The following is a 13,641-nucleotide window of genomic DNA, read 5'->3' as shown; positions in this document are numbered from 1 at the left end:
CCTTTTTATAAGGAAAAAAATTAAATATTTTTATAAATTCTCTTGACAAGCAAAATATGAATTTATTATACTTTCGTTTTATTTTTAGTTAGTTTTTAAACTAACGAGTTCTTTTAAAAAGGAAAAATTATGGAAAGAATTAGGCTTAAGCTTAAAGCTTATGACCACAGAGTCCTAGACAGAACAGTTGCAGCGATTGTAGAAGCTGTTAAAAGAACAGGTGCAGATATTAGAGGTCCAGTACCATTACCTACTAAAATTAAACGATATACAGTTTTAAAATCCCCACATATCAATAAAGATTCTCGTGAACAGTTTGAAATAAGAATTCATGCACGTTTATTAGATATAGTGGCTGCTACTCCTGATACAGTTGATTCTTTAACTAAGCTTGATTTAGCTCCAGAAGTTAATGTTGAAGTTAGAGCTATGGGTAAATAAAGGATAGAATATGGAATATATTGTAGAAAAAATAGGTATGAGTAGAACTATCACAAGTCCTAGCATTGCTGTAACTTTATTAAAAGTTGTAAATGCTAAAGTTTGTGAAATTGATAATGGCAAAGCATTAGTTGCTTATCCTAAAGGTAAAAGAAGTAATAAATGTATAAAAGGTCAGCAAAAAAAATATAATCTTTCGGCTGAATTTAACCGCTTTGCAACTTTAGAAGTAGCAAATACAGAAATAGGTGATTTAGATGAAACTCCTTTAAATGAAGCAAAAATTTTAAAAGTAAGTTTTAATTCTAAAGGACGTGGTTATAGCGGTGTTGTTAAAAGACATAATTTTGGTGGTGGTCCAGCATCTCACGGAAGTAGATTTCACAGACGCCACGGATCAATTGGTAATAGAGAATGGCCAGGTCGTGTTCAACCAGGAATGAAAATGGCTGGACATTATGGAAATGAAAAGGTTAGCGTTAAAAACGAAGTTGTATCCTATGATGCACAAAATAAAATTTTAGTTGTTAAAGGTGCAGTGCCAGGATATAATGGTGCTATGGGTAAAATAAGGATTGCAAAATGAGTAAAATAACTATTTTAGATGAAAAATTTGATAGAGCTGGAGAATTAGATCTTCCTGCAAAATATGCAGAAGTAAATCCACACAATCTTTATTTATATGTAAAATCTTATCTTGCTAGTCTTAGAGCAAATACTGCTCATACAAAAGGTAGAAGTGACGTAAGTGGTGGTGGTAAAAAACCTTGGAGACAAAAAGGAAGAGGTGGAGCAAGAGCTGGTTCTACAAGAACAAATGTTTGGGTAGGAGGTGCTGTAGCTTTTGGTCCTACTAACAATAGAAATTATTTTCAAAAAGTTAATAAAAAGCAAAAAAGATTAGCTCTTGAGAGAGCTTTAGAAGAAAAAGCTTCAAAAAATTCTCTTTTTGTAGTTCCTTCATTAACTATAGAAAGTGGTAAAACTAAAGATGCTAATGCTGTTATTAAAAAATTAGGGCTTAAAGATGCTTTAATTGTTAAAGATATGTTAGATGAAAAAACACTTTTAGCTTATAGAAATTTATCAAATTGCTATGTTGTTGATATTAATGAAGTTAACGCATATCTTGTAGCTGTTTTTAATGCAGTTATTTTTGAAAAATCAGCATTAGATTCAATTACAAAAGAAGGATAATTATGGCAGATATTACAGATATTAAAACTATACTTTATACAGAAAAAAGTTTGAATTTGCAAGAAAATGGTGTCGTAGTTATTCAAACTTCAACAAGAATGACTAAAACAAGTTTAAAAGTAATATTGAAAGAATATTTTGGCGTAAATGCACAAAGTATTAATTCTTTAAGAACTAATGGAAAAGTGAAACGTTTTAGAGGTCGTACAGGACAAAGAAACGATTATAAAAAATTCTATGTGAAGCTACCTGAAGGTGTTAGCTTAGAAAATATGGAGGCTTAAAAATGGCAATTAAAACTTATAAACCATATACTCCAAGTAGAAGATATATGACAGGTTTAAGTTCTGAAGATATTACAGCAAAACCAAGTGTAAGATCTTTACTTGTAAAACTTAAATCTCATTCGGGTCGTAATAGTTATGGAAGAATTACAAGCCGTCATAAACAAGCTGGAGCTAAAAAACTTTATAGAATTATAGATTTCAAACGTCGTAAATTTGGTATAGAAGGTAAGGTTGAAGCTATAGAATATGATCCTTATAGAAATTGTAGAATTGCTTTAATTTCTTATAAAGATGGAGAAAAAAGATATATAATCCAACCAAAAGGTTTAAATGTTGGAGATGTAGTAGCTTCAGCAGAAAGCGGACTTGATATAAAACCAGGTAATGCAATGAAGCTTAAAAATATTCCTATTGGAACTATAGTTCATAATATAGAGCTAAAACCAGGTAAAGGTGCTCAAATGATACGTTCAGCAGGGGCATATGCTCAACTTATGGGTAAAGAAGAAAAATATGTTATTTTAAGACTTGCTAGTGGTGAAATGAGACAAGTTTTAGCTGAATGTATGGCAAGTATTGGTGAGGTTGGAAATGAAGATTGGGCTAATATTACAATAGGTAAAGCAGGTCGCAATCGCTATAGAGGAATTCGTCCTCAAACCAGAGGTTCTGCTATGAACCCAGTTGATCACCCACACGGAGGGGGAGAAGGTAAGAAAAATTCAGGGCGTCATCCTGTAACTCCTTGGGGTAAACCTACTAAAGGTGCAAAAACACGTCGTAAAAAAGCAAGTGATAAATTAATAATTTCAAGAAGAAAAGGAAAATAAGATGGCTAGATCGTTAAAAAAAGGTCCTTTTGTAGATGATCATGTGATGAAAAAAGTCATCGCTGCAAAAAAAAATAATGATAATAAACCTATTAAAACTTGGTCAAGAAGAAGTACAATTATTCCTGATATGATTGGCTTAACTTTTAATGTTCATAATGGCAAAAGTTTTATTCCTGTTTATATTACAGAAAATCATATAGGTTACAAACTTGGCGAATTTGCACCAACAAGAACATTTAAAGGCCATAAAGGCTCTGTTCAAAAGAAAATAGGTAAGTAAGGGATAAGATATGAGTAAAGCTTTAATTAAATTCATAAGATTGTCTCCGACTAAGGCAAGACTTATTGCAAGAGAAGTTCAAGGGATGAATGCTGAACTTGCAATGGCAAGTTTAAAATTTATGCCAAATAAAGGTGCTAAATATATTGCTAATGCTATTTCAAGTGCAGTAGCTAATGGTGGTTTTGAAGCTAATGAAGTTGTCATTAAAAGTTGCCGTGTTGATGCAGGTTCTGTTCTTAAAAGATTTAGACCACGTGCTAGAGGAAGTGCAAGTCGTATTAGAAAACCTACTTCTCATATTTTAGTAGAAGTTGCTAAAATAGAAAAAGCAGAAGTAAAAAATAATAAAAGCACTAAAAAAGCAACAGCAAAGAAGGAAAGCTAAATGGGACAAAAAGTAAATCCAATTGGTTTAAGATTAGGAATTAATAGAAATTGGGAATCAAGATGGTTTCCTAGTAAAACAAGTTTGGTTGAAAATATTGGTGAAGATTACAAAATTAGAACTTTTCTAAAAAGAAAACTTTATTATGCAGGAATTAGTCAAATTTTAGTTGAAAGAACAGCTAAAAGATTGCGCGTAACTGTTGTAGCAGCAAGACCAGGCATAATCATCGGTAAAAAAGGTAGTGATGTTGATGTTTTAAGAAAGGATCTTCAAAATTTAATTGGTAAAGATGTTAATATCAATATTAAAGAAGAAAGAAAAGCAGGAGCTTCAGCTCAACTTGCAGCAGAAAGCGTTGCAACTCAATTAGAAAAAAGAGTAGCTTTTAGAAGAGCAATGAAAAAAGTTATTCAAGGAGCGCAAAAAGCAGGAGCTAAAGGGATTAAAGTTTCTGTTTCGGGTCGTTTAGGTGGAGCTGAAATGGCGAGAACAGAATGGTATTTAGAAGGTCGTGTACCACTTCATACTTTAAGAGCAAAAATCGATTATGGTTTTGCAGAAGCTAGAACTACTTATGGAAATATAGGTGTTAAAGTATGGATCTTTAAAGGAGAAGTACTACAAAAGGGTATGCAACCTGAAAAAACAGAAGAAAATGCTCCAGCTAAAAAAACAACAAGACGAAGAAGGAGTAAGTAATGTTAATGCCAAAAAGAACGAAATATCGTAAAATGATGAAAGGGCGTAACAGAGGTTATGCTTGCAGAGGAACAGAATTTACTTTTGGTGAGTTTGCATTAAAAGCTACTGAAGCAGGTCGTATTAATTCACGTCAAATTGAAGCTGCACGTATAGCTTTAACTCGTTTTGTTAAAAGACAAGGTAAAACTTGGATTAGAGTTTTTCCTGATAAACCTTTAACCAAAAAGCCTTTGGAAACACGTATGGGTAAAGGTAAAGGTGGAGTTGAAGAATGGGTAATGAATATTAAGCCAGGTCGTATTATTTATGAAATGGCTGGAGTTAATGAAGAAATGGCAAGGAAAGCTTTAACATTAGCTATGCATAAATTACCTTTTAAAACTAAGTTTGTTACAAGAGAGAGCCAAAATGAAATATACTGAGATTAAAGATAAAAATGCAGCCGAGCTTGCAACAATGCTAAAAGAAAAAAAGGTGCTTTTATTCACTTTAAGACAAAAGCTAAAAACTATGCAACTTACTAATCCAAACGAGATTAGACAAGTTAAAAAAGATATTGCTAGAATAAGTACAGCAATTAGCGTTTTAAAACAAGGATAGAATATGGCATTTAAAAGAGAAATTCAAGGTAGTGTTGTTAAGATTGCTGGGGATAAAACAGTAAGTGTTTTGGTTGAAAGAAAAGTTGTTCATCCAAGATATAGAAAAATTGTTAAACGATTTAAAAAATATTTAATTCATGATGAAAGAAATGAAGTTAAAGTGGGAGATGTTGTTGTAGCTGTAGAATGCAGACCTCTTTCTAAAAGAAAATCATTTCGTTTAAAATCTGTATTAGCTACAGGAGTTTAATAATGATTCAAAGTTTTACAAGACTTGCAGTTGCTGATAATAGCGGTGCAAAAGAGCTTATGTGTATTAAGGTTTTAGGTGGTAGCAAAAGAAGATATGCTACAGTAGGCGATGTGATTGTTGCATCTGTAAAAAAAGCTTTGCCAAATGGTAAGGTTAAAAAAGGTCAAGTTGTTAAGGCGGTTATCGTTCGTACTAAAAAAGAAATTCATAGAGAGAATGGATCTTTAATTCGTTTTGATGAAAATGCTGCTGTAATACTTGATAGTAAGAGAGAACCTATTGGAACACGTATTTTTGGACCAGTAGGAAGAGAAGTTAGATATGGTGGCTTTATGAAGATTGTTTCACTAGCACCGGAGGTATTATAATGGCGGTTAAATTTAAAATTAAAAAAGGTGATAATGTAAAAATCATTACAGGAGATGATAAAGGTAAAACAGGAAAAGTGTTAGCAGTTTTTCCAAAAAAATCTCAAGTAATTGTTGAAGGTTGCAAAATAGCTAAAAAAGCTGTAAAGCCAACTGAGAAAAATCCAAATGGTGGTTTTATTAATAAAGAAATGCCTATGGATATCTCTAATGTAGCAAAGATTGAGGGGTAGAATTTATGATGAGATTAAAAGAAAAATATGATCAAAACATAAAAGCTGCTTTAGTTAAAGAATTTGATATCAAAAATCCTATGCTTATACCTAGTATTGAAAAAATCGTTATTAGTGTTGGAGCAGGAGAGTTAGCTAAAGATCAAAAAGTATTGCAAAATATTGCAGATACTATTTCTTTAATTGCTGGACAAAAAGCTGTTATAACTAAAGCAAAAAAATCTGTTGCTGGTTTTAAAGTACGTGAAGGTTTTCCTGTAGGTGTTATGGTAACTTTAAGAAAAGACAATATGTATGCTTTTTTAGATAAACTTATTTCTATTGCTTTACCAAGAGTAAAGGATTTTAGAGGTTTAAGTAAAGATGGCTTTGATGGACGTGGAAATTATAATTTTGGTCTTGATGAGCAATTGATGTTCCCAGAAGTTGAGTATGATAAAATTTTAAGAACTCACGGGATGAATATTGCTATTGTTACAACAGCACAAAATGATAAAGAGGCACATAAATTATTAGAGCTTATAGGTGTGCCATTTGCAAAAGGAAGATAAAGATGGCTAAAAAATCAATGATTGCTAAAGCAGCACGTAAACCTAAATTTAAGGTTCGTGGATATACAAGATGTCAAGTTTGTGGGCGTCCTCATTCAGTTTATAGAGATTTTGGAATTTGTAGAGTTTGTCTAAGAAAGATGGGCAATGAAGGTTTAATTCCAGGTCTTAAAAAAGCAAGTTGGTAAGGAAAGATAATGATCAATGATATAATTTCAGATTCACTTACTCGTATTAGAAATGCAAGTATGAGAAAGCTTGAAACTACTAAGCTTTTACATTCTAATGTTATAGAAGCTTTAGTGAGTATTTTTCAGACAAAAGGTTATATTGAAAGTTTCAATATTATTGAAGAAGATAAAAAGAAATTTGTTAACGTAGTTTTAAAATACGACGAAAAGGGACAAAGTGTTATAAATGAAATTAAAAGAGTTTCTAAACCAGGTCGTCGTGTTTATAAAGGTAAAGATGAAATTAAACGTTTCAAGAATGGTTATGGAACTATAGTAGTTAGCACAAGTAAAGGTGTTTTGCCAAACGATGAAGCTTTTAAAGCTGGAGTAGGTGGCGAAATTTTATGTACCATTTGGTAATCTTACTTTTTATGGCATTGGGTATCCATTCTTTAAAAAGTAGAAATATCCTAGACAAATAAAAAGGAAAAATATGTCTCGTATAGGTAAACAACCGATTTCTATTCCAGATGGGGTAGAAGTTACAATAGAAGGAAATTTTTTAAAATTTAAAAAAGGAAATTTAACAAAAGAGCTTGATACAAAAGCTAATGTTAATGTTGAAATTAAAGATAAACAAATTATTTTTTCTCCAAAGGGTGAAGACAGACAAAGTAGAGCTTACTGGGGAACTTATAGAGCGCTTGCTTATAATGTGATTGTAGGGATTACTCAAGGTTTCTCAAAAACTCTTGAAATCAATGGTGTTGGTTATAAAGCAGCATTAAAAGGAAAAGTATTAGAATTAGTTCTTGGCTTTTCACATCCTATTAATTATGATATTCCTGAAGGTATTGAAATCGTAGTAGATAAAAATAATATCATTGTAAAAGGAAGTGATAAGCAAGTTGTTGGACAAGTTGCTGCTCAAATTCGTGAGTTTAGACCACCAGAACCATATAAGGGTAAAGGCGTTAAATATTCTGATGAACGCATTATCCGTAAAGCTGGTAAAACATCTAAGAAGTAAGGATAGGGTATGAGAGTAAATATATTAAAAAGAAAAATTTCTTTAAGAATTAAAAGAAAAAAAAGAATTAGAGCAAGAATTTCTGGAACTGAAGTTTTACCTAGAATTTCTGTTTTTAAATCAAATAAAACCCTATATATACAAGCTATTGATGATGTTAAAGCTGTAACTTTGGCAGCAATTGATGGACGCAAGATGAATGTAAAAGCAAATAAAGAAGGTGCTAAAAAAATAGCTGCTGAATTTGCAAAAATTCTAAAAGCTAAAAAAATTGAACAAGGCATTTTTGATAGAAATGGTTATGTTTATCATGGTGTAATTGCAGCTTTAGCTGAGTCTTTAAGAGAAAATGGCATTAAGCTATAACCCAAAGGAGGATCGATGGAAAAATATAATAGAGAAGAATTTGAAGAAGTAATCGTCGATATCGGCAGGGTTACTAAAGTTGTTAAAGGTGGTAGAAGATTTAGATTTACTGCTTTAGTTATAGTAGGAAATCGTAAAGGTCTAGTAGGCGTAGGTTATGGAAAAGCTAAAGAAGTTCCTGATGCTATTCGTAAAGCTGTTGATGATGCCTTTAAAAATATGGTTGAAGTAAAAACTAAAGGTTCTACTATCGCTCATGATGTAGAAGTTAAATATAATGCAAGTAGAATTTTGCTTAGACCAGCAAGTGAAGGAACAGGAGTTATTGCAGGTGGTTCAACACGTCCTATCGTGGAACTTGCAGGTATTAAAGATATTTTAACTAAATCTTTAGGTTCAAATAATTCTGCAAATGTAGTTCGTGCTACAATTAAAGCTTTAACAATGCTAAAAGGATAAGAAGATGAATTTGACAAAAGCAGCGGGTTCAACGCATAAAACTAAAAGAATTGGACGTGGTCAAGGCTCTGGTATGGGTAAAACTTCTACTAAAGGAGGCAAAGGCCAAACTGCAAGAAAAGGATATAACGAGAAAAGAGGTTTTGAAGGAGGACAACAACCACTCCAAAGAAGATTACCAAAAGTAGGTTTTACTTCTAGAGTAGAAAAGCCTTATGAAATTAATGTTGAAAAAATTGTGGCTATTAAAGAATTAAATGAAATTAGCTTTGAAAGTATTAAAAGCATACATAAAATTTCAAAAGCTGTTAAAAAAATCAAATTAATTGGAAAGAGTGCTAAAGATTTAGCTTCTAAAGTGAAAGATCAAAATATAAGTATTAGTGGAATAAAATAATGAATAAAGCATTGACGAATAAAATTTTAATTACCTTAGCGTTTTTATTCGCCTATAGGGTTTTAGCTTATGTGGCTGTTCCTGGCGTCAATGCTGATGTAATTGCAGAATTTTTTAATAATAATCAAAATAATGCCTTGGGTTTGTTTAATGTTTTTAGCGGAGGAGCAGCTGAACGATTTTCTATTATTTCTTTAGGAATTATGCCTTATATTACAGCTTCTATTATTATGGAACTTTTAGCTGCTACTTTTCCAAATATCGGAAAAATGAAAAAAGAACGTGATGGTATGCAAAAGTATATGCAAATTATTCGTTATGCAACTATTTTTATAACTTTAGTTCAAAGTATAGGTGTAGCTATAGGTTTACAAAGTTTACATGGACGCGGAGGCGTTAATGCTATTATATTAGAAGATACAAATACTTTTATAGCTCTTTGTGCTATATCTATGCTTGCTGGAACAATGCTTTTAATGTGGATAGGAGAACAAATCACACAAAAAGGTGTTGGCAATGGTATTTCTTTAATTATCTTTGCTGGAATTGTTTCAGCTATTCCAAGAGCTATAGAAAATACTGTAGGTCAAATCAACTCGGGTGAAATGAATTTCTTAAGCGCATTTGCTATATTTGTTCTTATACTTTTAACTATAGGTATTATCATTTATGTAGAATTAGGAGAGCGTCGTATTCCAATTTCTTATTCTCGTAAAGTTGTAATGCAAAATCAAAATAAACGCATTATGAATTACATTCCTATCAAATTAAATTTAAGCGGTGTTATACCTCCTATTTTTGCAAGTGCGATTTTGATGTTTCCAGCCACAATTTTGCAATCAAGTACAAATTCTTATTTGCAAGCTATTAATGATTTTTTAAATCCAAATGGTTATATATTTCATATTTTAACTTTCTTTTTTGTTATTTTCTTTGCTTATTTTTATTCTTCTATAGTATTTAATTCTAAAGATATAGCAGAGAATCTTAAAAAACAAGGAGGGTTTATACCAGGAATTAGACCTGGAGAAGGAACGGCAAATTATTTAAATGAAATTGCTTCAAGGCTTACCTTATCAGGTTCTATATATCTTGGACTTATAGCTACATTACCTTGGGTTTTGGTTAAATTTATGGGAGTACCGTTTAATTTCGGAGGTACTTCTGTTTTAATTGTTGTTCAAGTCGCTCTTGATACAATGAGAAAAATTGAAGCTCAAATTTATATGAATAAATACCAAACTCTTAGTGCGGTAGGTTTATAGACAAAGAAAATTTCTTTGTCTATAAATTTTTAAATACAAAATTATACGAGTTTAAAACTTTTACGATGAAGTTTGCAAGGTCCAAATTTAGTAATTAATTCTTTATGCATTTTTGTGCCATAAGCTTTATTTTTTTCAAAATGATATTGTGGGAATTCTTTAGCTAAAAAATTCATTATTCTGTCTTTATTTACTTTTGCAAGTATACTAGCTGCACTTACTTGAGGAATTTTAGAATCTGCTTTAATAAGAGTTCTTATGCCACTTATACCATAATTTGTATTGCCATCATATAAAAAATCATTGTCTTTGTTAAAGTGTTGTTTTATGATGCTTAAACCTTTTTTTAAACAAGTGCTAAGTCCTAAAGTATCAATTTGATCAGAAGAAAAACTAAGTATTAAATAGCTTGAATTTTTAATGATTTGCGTATAAAGTTCTTCTCTCTTTTTTTCATTTAATTTTTTAGAATCGCAAAGCCCTGTTATATCTTTGTGAAGCTTGCAAGCTGATAAAAGCATTGGACCTGCCAAAGCCCCGCGTCCAGCTTCATCTATGCCTATTAAATTTTTGCTTATTATAATTTCATTCTCTGCAAATAAATTCATAAGTATATTGTAATAAACTTTTAATTTTATTTTCTTTAGTATTGAATTTTATCATGAAAAATTTCTAAGATTTTTTAGAAGCAAATTGTGTTTATATCGATTAAATTAAAAACCCTTATGAGGGTTTTTAATTAATTAACGCTAATAGAATCTTTAATATTTTGAAATATTTTTTCTCCTATGCCATTTACTTTTTTTATTTCTTCTATGCTGGTGAAATTTTGTTCTTTTCTATAAGCTATGATGGCTTTAGCTTTTGCTTCTCCTATGCCATTAAGGGTTTTTAACTCTTCAATACTTGCTGTATTGATATTAATTTTAGCAAATAGCACACCTAAAAAAATAAATAATAAAAATACAATCTTTTTCATTTTTAAATTATCCTAAAAATTCTCTTTTAAAATACTCCATTGGAGCTTTGCATAAAGGACAAGCAGCAGGAGCTTTTTTTCCACGGTGAATATGCCCACATACTTCACAAACCCAGAGTTCTTCTACTTCGCTATTAAAGAATTCTTCCTCTTCTAGCATTTTTTTAAGAGCTAGATATTCTCTTTCATGTTCAATTTCTACTTTTCCAATAGCTGTAAATAATCTTGCGATCGCTTTTTTACCTTCATCTTCTGCAATTTTTGCAAAATTTGGATACATAATGCTATGTTCATAATTTTCGCCTTCTGCAGCACTAATTAAATTTTTTGTTGTAACTTCTAAAGGTTTTCCATCAACGATTTCATGATAAGCTTTAAATTCAGCTCTTGCATGCCATTTTTCATTTTCTGCCGCTTCTCTAAAATGTTTTGCTATTGCGTGCCAACCCTCTTCTTGTGCTATATCAGCAAATAGATCATATTTATTCCTAGCCATTGATTCGCCTGCAAAAGCTTTCATTAGATTAACCGCAGTTAAATCTTTTGTTATACACTGCATTTCTTCATTGCAACAAACTAATTTACCTCCGCCAACATTTTGAACTTCAACTTCGTTGCCACATTTATTGCATTTGTAAGTTTCGTATTGTCTCATTGTTTATCCTTTATTTATATATTATTAATCTTTATGATTTTATAACAAAAAAATTCTTTTGTCAATTAATAATTTTTATTATTTATTAATATATTTATAATTTTATTATTATAAAATATTCATTTTTAATTTTAAAATTATTTATTTTTTATATTAAAATTAATAACATGTTAGAAATTTAATTTTGCTAACAAGAAAGAGAGACTATTTTTTAAATGAAAAAATTAATATTTTTAATATTTATTTCAATACTTTATGCTGATGATATGATAACCCCTATATCTGAAGTTCCTTATAATAAAGAAAAGGCTATTCTAGGCAAAAAGCTTTATAATGATACAAGTTTATCAAAGGATGGAACTGTTTCCTGCAATACTTGTCATAGAACCGATAATTTTGGAGTTGATAATAAAGAATTTTCAACTGGAGTTAAAGGACAGCTTGATAAACCTTTTAATACTCCTACAACGTTTAATTCAGTATTTAATTTTGTTCAGTTTTGGAATGGTAGGGCTAAGGATTTAAAAGAGCAAGCAAAAGTACCATTTTTTAATCCTATAGAAATGGGATTAGAATCAGATAGTGAACTTATCCAAAAAGTTAATGCAAATGCTGCATATATTAATGATTTTAAAAAAATTTATGGAGAAATTAATATAGATAATATAATGGATGCTATAGCAGAGTTTGAAAAGACATTGGTTACTTTAAATTCGCCTTTTGATAGATATTTGCAAGGTGATGCTACTGCTATATCACAAAAAGCAAAAAGAGGATATGAAGCGTTTAAAAATAATGGTTGTATAGCTTGTCATCAAGGAAAAAATATTGGGGGCAATATGTATCAAAAAATTGGAGTTTTTGAAGATTATCCTAATCAAGAAGTTTTAGGAAGATATGAGATAACTAAAAACCCTGAAGATAAGATGGTATTTAAAGTTCCAAGCTTAAGAAACATTGCTAAAACGGCTCCGTATTATCACGATGGATCTATTCCTACTTTAGATGCTTGTGTCCAATTTATGGCTTATTATCAGCTTGGAAAGTTTTTAGATCAAAAAACTGTTGATGATATTGTAGCTTTTTTGGAAAGCTTAACAGGAGAATATAATGACCAGATCAAATAAAAGTTCTTTTTTATATCAGTTTATTTTCTTAGCTACTATTGTTTTTGTTTTTGTTTTGGCATTGTTATTTGTTATTTTTAGCAATCATTTAAATTCTAAAAGAAATGAGCAGGTTACAAATTTATTAAATGGATTAGAGATTTTGGATTCTAAGATGAATCAAACTTTTGAAAAAAGATTTAATTTTGTTAATTACGATTCAAGTGTAATTTTGGTCAAGGAATTTGAAAACTCATTAATTAATTTACACAATCTTTCAATAGATGTGTCAGAAATTACTGATATTTTTAAATCTAAAGTAGAGCAATTAGAAAAATTTAAATCTGCAAATTCTATTGCTATTAATTCAAAAAATTATCTTTATGAGTTAAATAAAAATATATTAACAGAGTATTTAGATAATGGATTAAAAGATCATGCTGAAGTGCCTAAAATTCTTAAAAACACAAATGAAATTTTAACAGTTTTGGCAACACAGAGCATTTTGGAAAAAACTACTTTAGATGTTCTTAGAAAATATATCAATAATTTAAAAGCTATAAATATAAAAAATGAAGAACTTGATTTATTTTTAAAACATTTTCAAATGATTGTTGATCAAATTTATATTATGCAAATAAATTCTTCAATGTATTTAGAAAATACTTTAGAAGCAAAAATTATAGATTTTAAAAATACAGTTAATAAAAAATTAGCAGATGCTAGACTCAATAGTCTTTACTTTGCTTTAGGTATAGTTTTTGTTACTATTATTTTACTTGGTTTATTTGTGCTAGTAACATTAAAAAAAGTTGTTATTCCTATTTCTATTTTGGAAAAACTAAGTGCTAATCTTGCAGGAAATGAAGCAAACTTAAAAGCAAGATTGGATATTAGTTCAAAAAGTGAATTAGGCAAAAGTGCAGGTTATATTAATACTTTCATCGCTACCGTTGAAAATTCTGTTCTTGAAGCAATTCATAGTGCAGAAATGTCCTATAAAAATTCAAAATTACTTAAAAATAATGTAAGTTTGTTAGAGGAAAGTTCAAATTCTCAAAATGAACAAATTC

General features: G+C 30.2%; 25 protein-coding genes and 1 pseudogene. 23 read left to right on the top strand and 3 right to left on the bottom strand.

From position 1 onward, the window contains the following. The first annotated feature begins 129 nt into the window (after window positions 1–129). From rpsJ to secY, 21 genes are all read left to right on the top strand, one after another. Window positions 130–441, top strand: a complete 312-nt coding sequence (gene rpsJ / locus DU473_RS01990) for a 30S ribosomal protein S10 (RefSeq protein WP_131163227.1) — start codon at window positions 130–132, stop codon at window positions 439–441. Window positions 442–451: 10 nt separating this feature from the next. After that, a complete protein-coding gene (rplC, locus tag DU473_RS01985) occupies window positions 452–1,027 on the top strand; it encodes a 50S ribosomal protein L3 (RefSeq protein ID WP_131163228.1) in 576 nt (191 codons plus the stop codon). Continuing rightward, window positions 1,024–1,638, top strand: a complete 615-nt coding sequence (gene rplD, locus DU473_RS01980; protein WP_131163229.1) for a 50S ribosomal protein L4 — start codon at window positions 1,024–1,026, stop codon at window positions 1,636–1,638. The genes rplC and rplD overlap by 4 nt, the downstream gene beginning before the upstream one ends. Before the next feature lie 2 nt (window positions 1,639–1,640). Beyond that, the gene (locus DU473_RS01975; protein WP_131163230.1) at window positions 1,641–1,922 is read left to right on the top strand and encodes a 50S ribosomal protein L23; all 282 of its coding nucleotides are present in this window, start codon (window positions 1,641–1,643) and stop codon (window positions 1,920–1,922) included. A 2-nt stretch (window positions 1,923–1,924) separates the two neighbouring features. Beyond that, entirely contained in the window at window positions 1,925–2,755 is an 831-nt protein-coding gene (gene rplB, locus DU473_RS01970; RefSeq protein WP_131163231.1) for a 50S ribosomal protein L2, read from the top strand. A gap of 1 nt (window position 2,756) precedes the next feature. Next, a complete protein-coding gene (gene rpsS, locus DU473_RS01965) occupies window positions 2,757–3,038 on the top strand; it encodes a 30S ribosomal protein S19 (protein ID WP_131163232.1) in 282 nt (93 codons plus the stop codon). Between the two features lie 10 nt (window positions 3,039–3,048). Continuing rightward, window positions 3,049–3,426 carry a 50S ribosomal protein L22 gene (rplV, locus tag DU473_RS01960; protein WP_131163233.1) on the top strand — a complete coding sequence of 126 codons (378 nt, stop codon included), beginning with the start codon at window positions 3,049–3,051 and terminating at the stop codon, window positions 3,424–3,426. Then, complete coding sequence (gene rpsC, locus DU473_RS01955; RefSeq protein ID WP_131163234.1) at window positions 3,427–4,128, top strand: 30S ribosomal protein S3; 702 nt, start codon at window positions 3,427–3,429, stop codon at window positions 4,126–4,128. After that, window positions 4,128–4,553: a 50S ribosomal protein L16 gene (rplP, locus tag DU473_RS01950; RefSeq protein ID WP_131163235.1), complete on the top strand. Its 426-nt coding sequence runs from the start codon at window positions 4,128–4,130 to the stop codon at window positions 4,551–4,553. The genes rpsC and rplP overlap by 1 nt, the downstream gene beginning before the upstream one ends. Further along, window positions 4,540–4,731, top strand: a complete 192-nt coding sequence (gene rpmC, locus DU473_RS01945) for a 50S ribosomal protein L29 (RefSeq protein ID WP_131165627.1) — start codon at window positions 4,540–4,542, stop codon at window positions 4,729–4,731. Before rplP ends, rpmC begins: the two co-directional genes overlap by 14 nt. Window positions 4,732–4,734: 3 nt before the next feature. Next, the gene (gene rpsQ, locus DU473_RS01940) at window positions 4,735–4,983 is read left to right on the top strand and encodes a 30S ribosomal protein S17 (protein ID WP_131163237.1); all 249 of its coding nucleotides are present in this window, start codon (window positions 4,735–4,737) and stop codon (window positions 4,981–4,983) included. A gap of 2 nt (window positions 4,984–4,985) precedes the next feature. Further along, complete coding sequence (rplN, locus tag DU473_RS01935) at window positions 4,986–5,354, top strand: 50S ribosomal protein L14 (RefSeq protein ID WP_131163238.1); 369 nt, start codon at window positions 4,986–4,988, stop codon at window positions 5,352–5,354. Further along, entirely contained in the window at window positions 5,354–5,587 is a 234-nt protein-coding gene (rplX, locus tag DU473_RS01930; RefSeq protein ID WP_131163239.1) for a 50S ribosomal protein L24, read from the top strand. The genes rplN and rplX overlap by 1 nt, the downstream gene beginning before the upstream one ends. Before the next feature lie 5 nt (window positions 5,588–5,592). Continuing rightward, window positions 5,593–6,138: a 50S ribosomal protein L5 gene (gene rplE, locus DU473_RS01925; protein ID WP_131163240.1), complete on the top strand. Its 546-nt coding sequence runs from the start codon at window positions 5,593–5,595 to the stop codon at window positions 6,136–6,138. A 2-nt stretch (window positions 6,139–6,140) separates the two neighbouring features. After that, window positions 6,141–6,326 (top strand): type Z 30S ribosomal protein S14, encoded by a 186-nt coding sequence (locus tag DU473_RS01920; protein WP_131163241.1) that lies wholly within the window; start codon window positions 6,141–6,143, stop codon window positions 6,324–6,326. Between the two features lie 9 nt (window positions 6,327–6,335). After that, window positions 6,336–6,731 carry a 30S ribosomal protein S8 gene (rpsH, locus tag DU473_RS01915; protein ID WP_131163242.1) on the top strand — a complete coding sequence of 132 codons (396 nt, stop codon included), beginning with the start codon at window positions 6,336–6,338 and terminating at the stop codon, window positions 6,729–6,731. Window positions 6,732–6,804: 73 nt separating this feature from the next. Continuing rightward, a complete protein-coding gene (rplF, locus tag DU473_RS01910) occupies window positions 6,805–7,341 on the top strand; it encodes a 50S ribosomal protein L6 (RefSeq protein ID WP_131163243.1) in 537 nt (178 codons plus the stop codon). Between the two features lie 9 nt (window positions 7,342–7,350). After that, on the top strand, window positions 7,351–7,707 hold the full coding sequence (rplR, locus tag DU473_RS01905; RefSeq protein ID WP_131163244.1) for a 50S ribosomal protein L18: 357 nt from the start codon (window positions 7,351–7,353) through the stop codon (window positions 7,705–7,707). 15 nt (window positions 7,708–7,722) lie between these two features. After that, entirely contained in the window at window positions 7,723–8,166 is a 444-nt protein-coding gene (rpsE, locus tag DU473_RS01900) for a 30S ribosomal protein S5 (protein ID WP_131163245.1), read from the top strand. Window positions 8,167–8,170: 4 nt separating this feature from the next. Further along, entirely contained in the window at window positions 8,171–8,563 is a 393-nt protein-coding gene (rplO, locus tag DU473_RS01895; RefSeq protein WP_131163246.1) for a 50S ribosomal protein L15, read from the top strand. Continuing rightward, window positions 8,563–9,828, top strand: a complete 1,266-nt coding sequence (secY, locus tag DU473_RS01890; RefSeq protein ID WP_131163247.1) for a preprotein translocase subunit SecY — start codon at window positions 8,563–8,565, stop codon at window positions 9,826–9,828. Before rplO ends, secY begins: the two co-directional genes overlap by 1 nt. Window positions 9,829–9,869: 41 nt before the next feature. Here the strand turns inward: secY and rnhB are convergent, their stop codons facing one another. The 3 genes from rnhB to DU473_RS01875 all read right to left on the bottom strand — a co-directional run bounded on the left by rnhB (window position 9,870) and on the right by DU473_RS01875 (window position 11,462). Then, entirely contained in the window at window positions 9,870–10,436 is a 567-nt protein-coding gene (gene rnhB, locus DU473_RS01885; RefSeq protein WP_131163248.1) for a ribonuclease HII, read from the bottom strand. Between the two features lie 131 nt (window positions 10,437–10,567). Beyond that, on the bottom strand, window positions 10,568–10,807 hold the full coding sequence (locus DU473_RS01880) for a ComEA family DNA-binding protein (protein ID WP_131163249.1): 240 nt from the start codon (window positions 10,805–10,807) through the stop codon (window positions 10,568–10,570). 7 nt (window positions 10,808–10,814) lie between these two features. Then, window positions 10,815–11,462, bottom strand: coding sequence for a ferritin family protein (locus DU473_RS01875; protein WP_131163250.1), 648 nt, complete (start codon window positions 11,460–11,462; stop codon window positions 10,815–10,817). Between the two features lie 215 nt (window positions 11,463–11,677). Between DU473_RS01875 and DU473_RS01870 the strand changes: the two genes are divergently transcribed. Together DU473_RS01870 and DU473_RS08580 are read left to right on the top strand one after the other, a co-directional pair. Further along, window positions 11,678–12,589 (top strand): cytochrome-c peroxidase, encoded by a 912-nt coding sequence (locus DU473_RS01870; protein WP_131186437.1) that lies wholly within the window; start codon window positions 11,678–11,680, stop codon window positions 12,587–12,589. Continuing rightward, window positions 12,573–13,232, top strand: a pseudogene (locus DU473_RS08580) (DAHL domain-containing protein); the annotation flags it as partial. The gene DU473_RS01870 and the pseudogene DU473_RS08580, both read left to right, overlap by 17 nt. Window positions 13,233–13,641: the final 409 nt, after the last annotated feature.

It is taken from the genome of Campylobacter novaezeelandiae, from assembly GCF_004323845.1.
Classification (GTDB): domain Bacteria; phylum Campylobacterota; class Campylobacteria; order Campylobacterales; family Campylobacteraceae; genus Campylobacter_D; species Campylobacter_D novaezeelandiae.
Note: the sequence above shows the minus strand (reverse complement) of the source record. Positions and strands in the feature narration are given on the sequence as shown.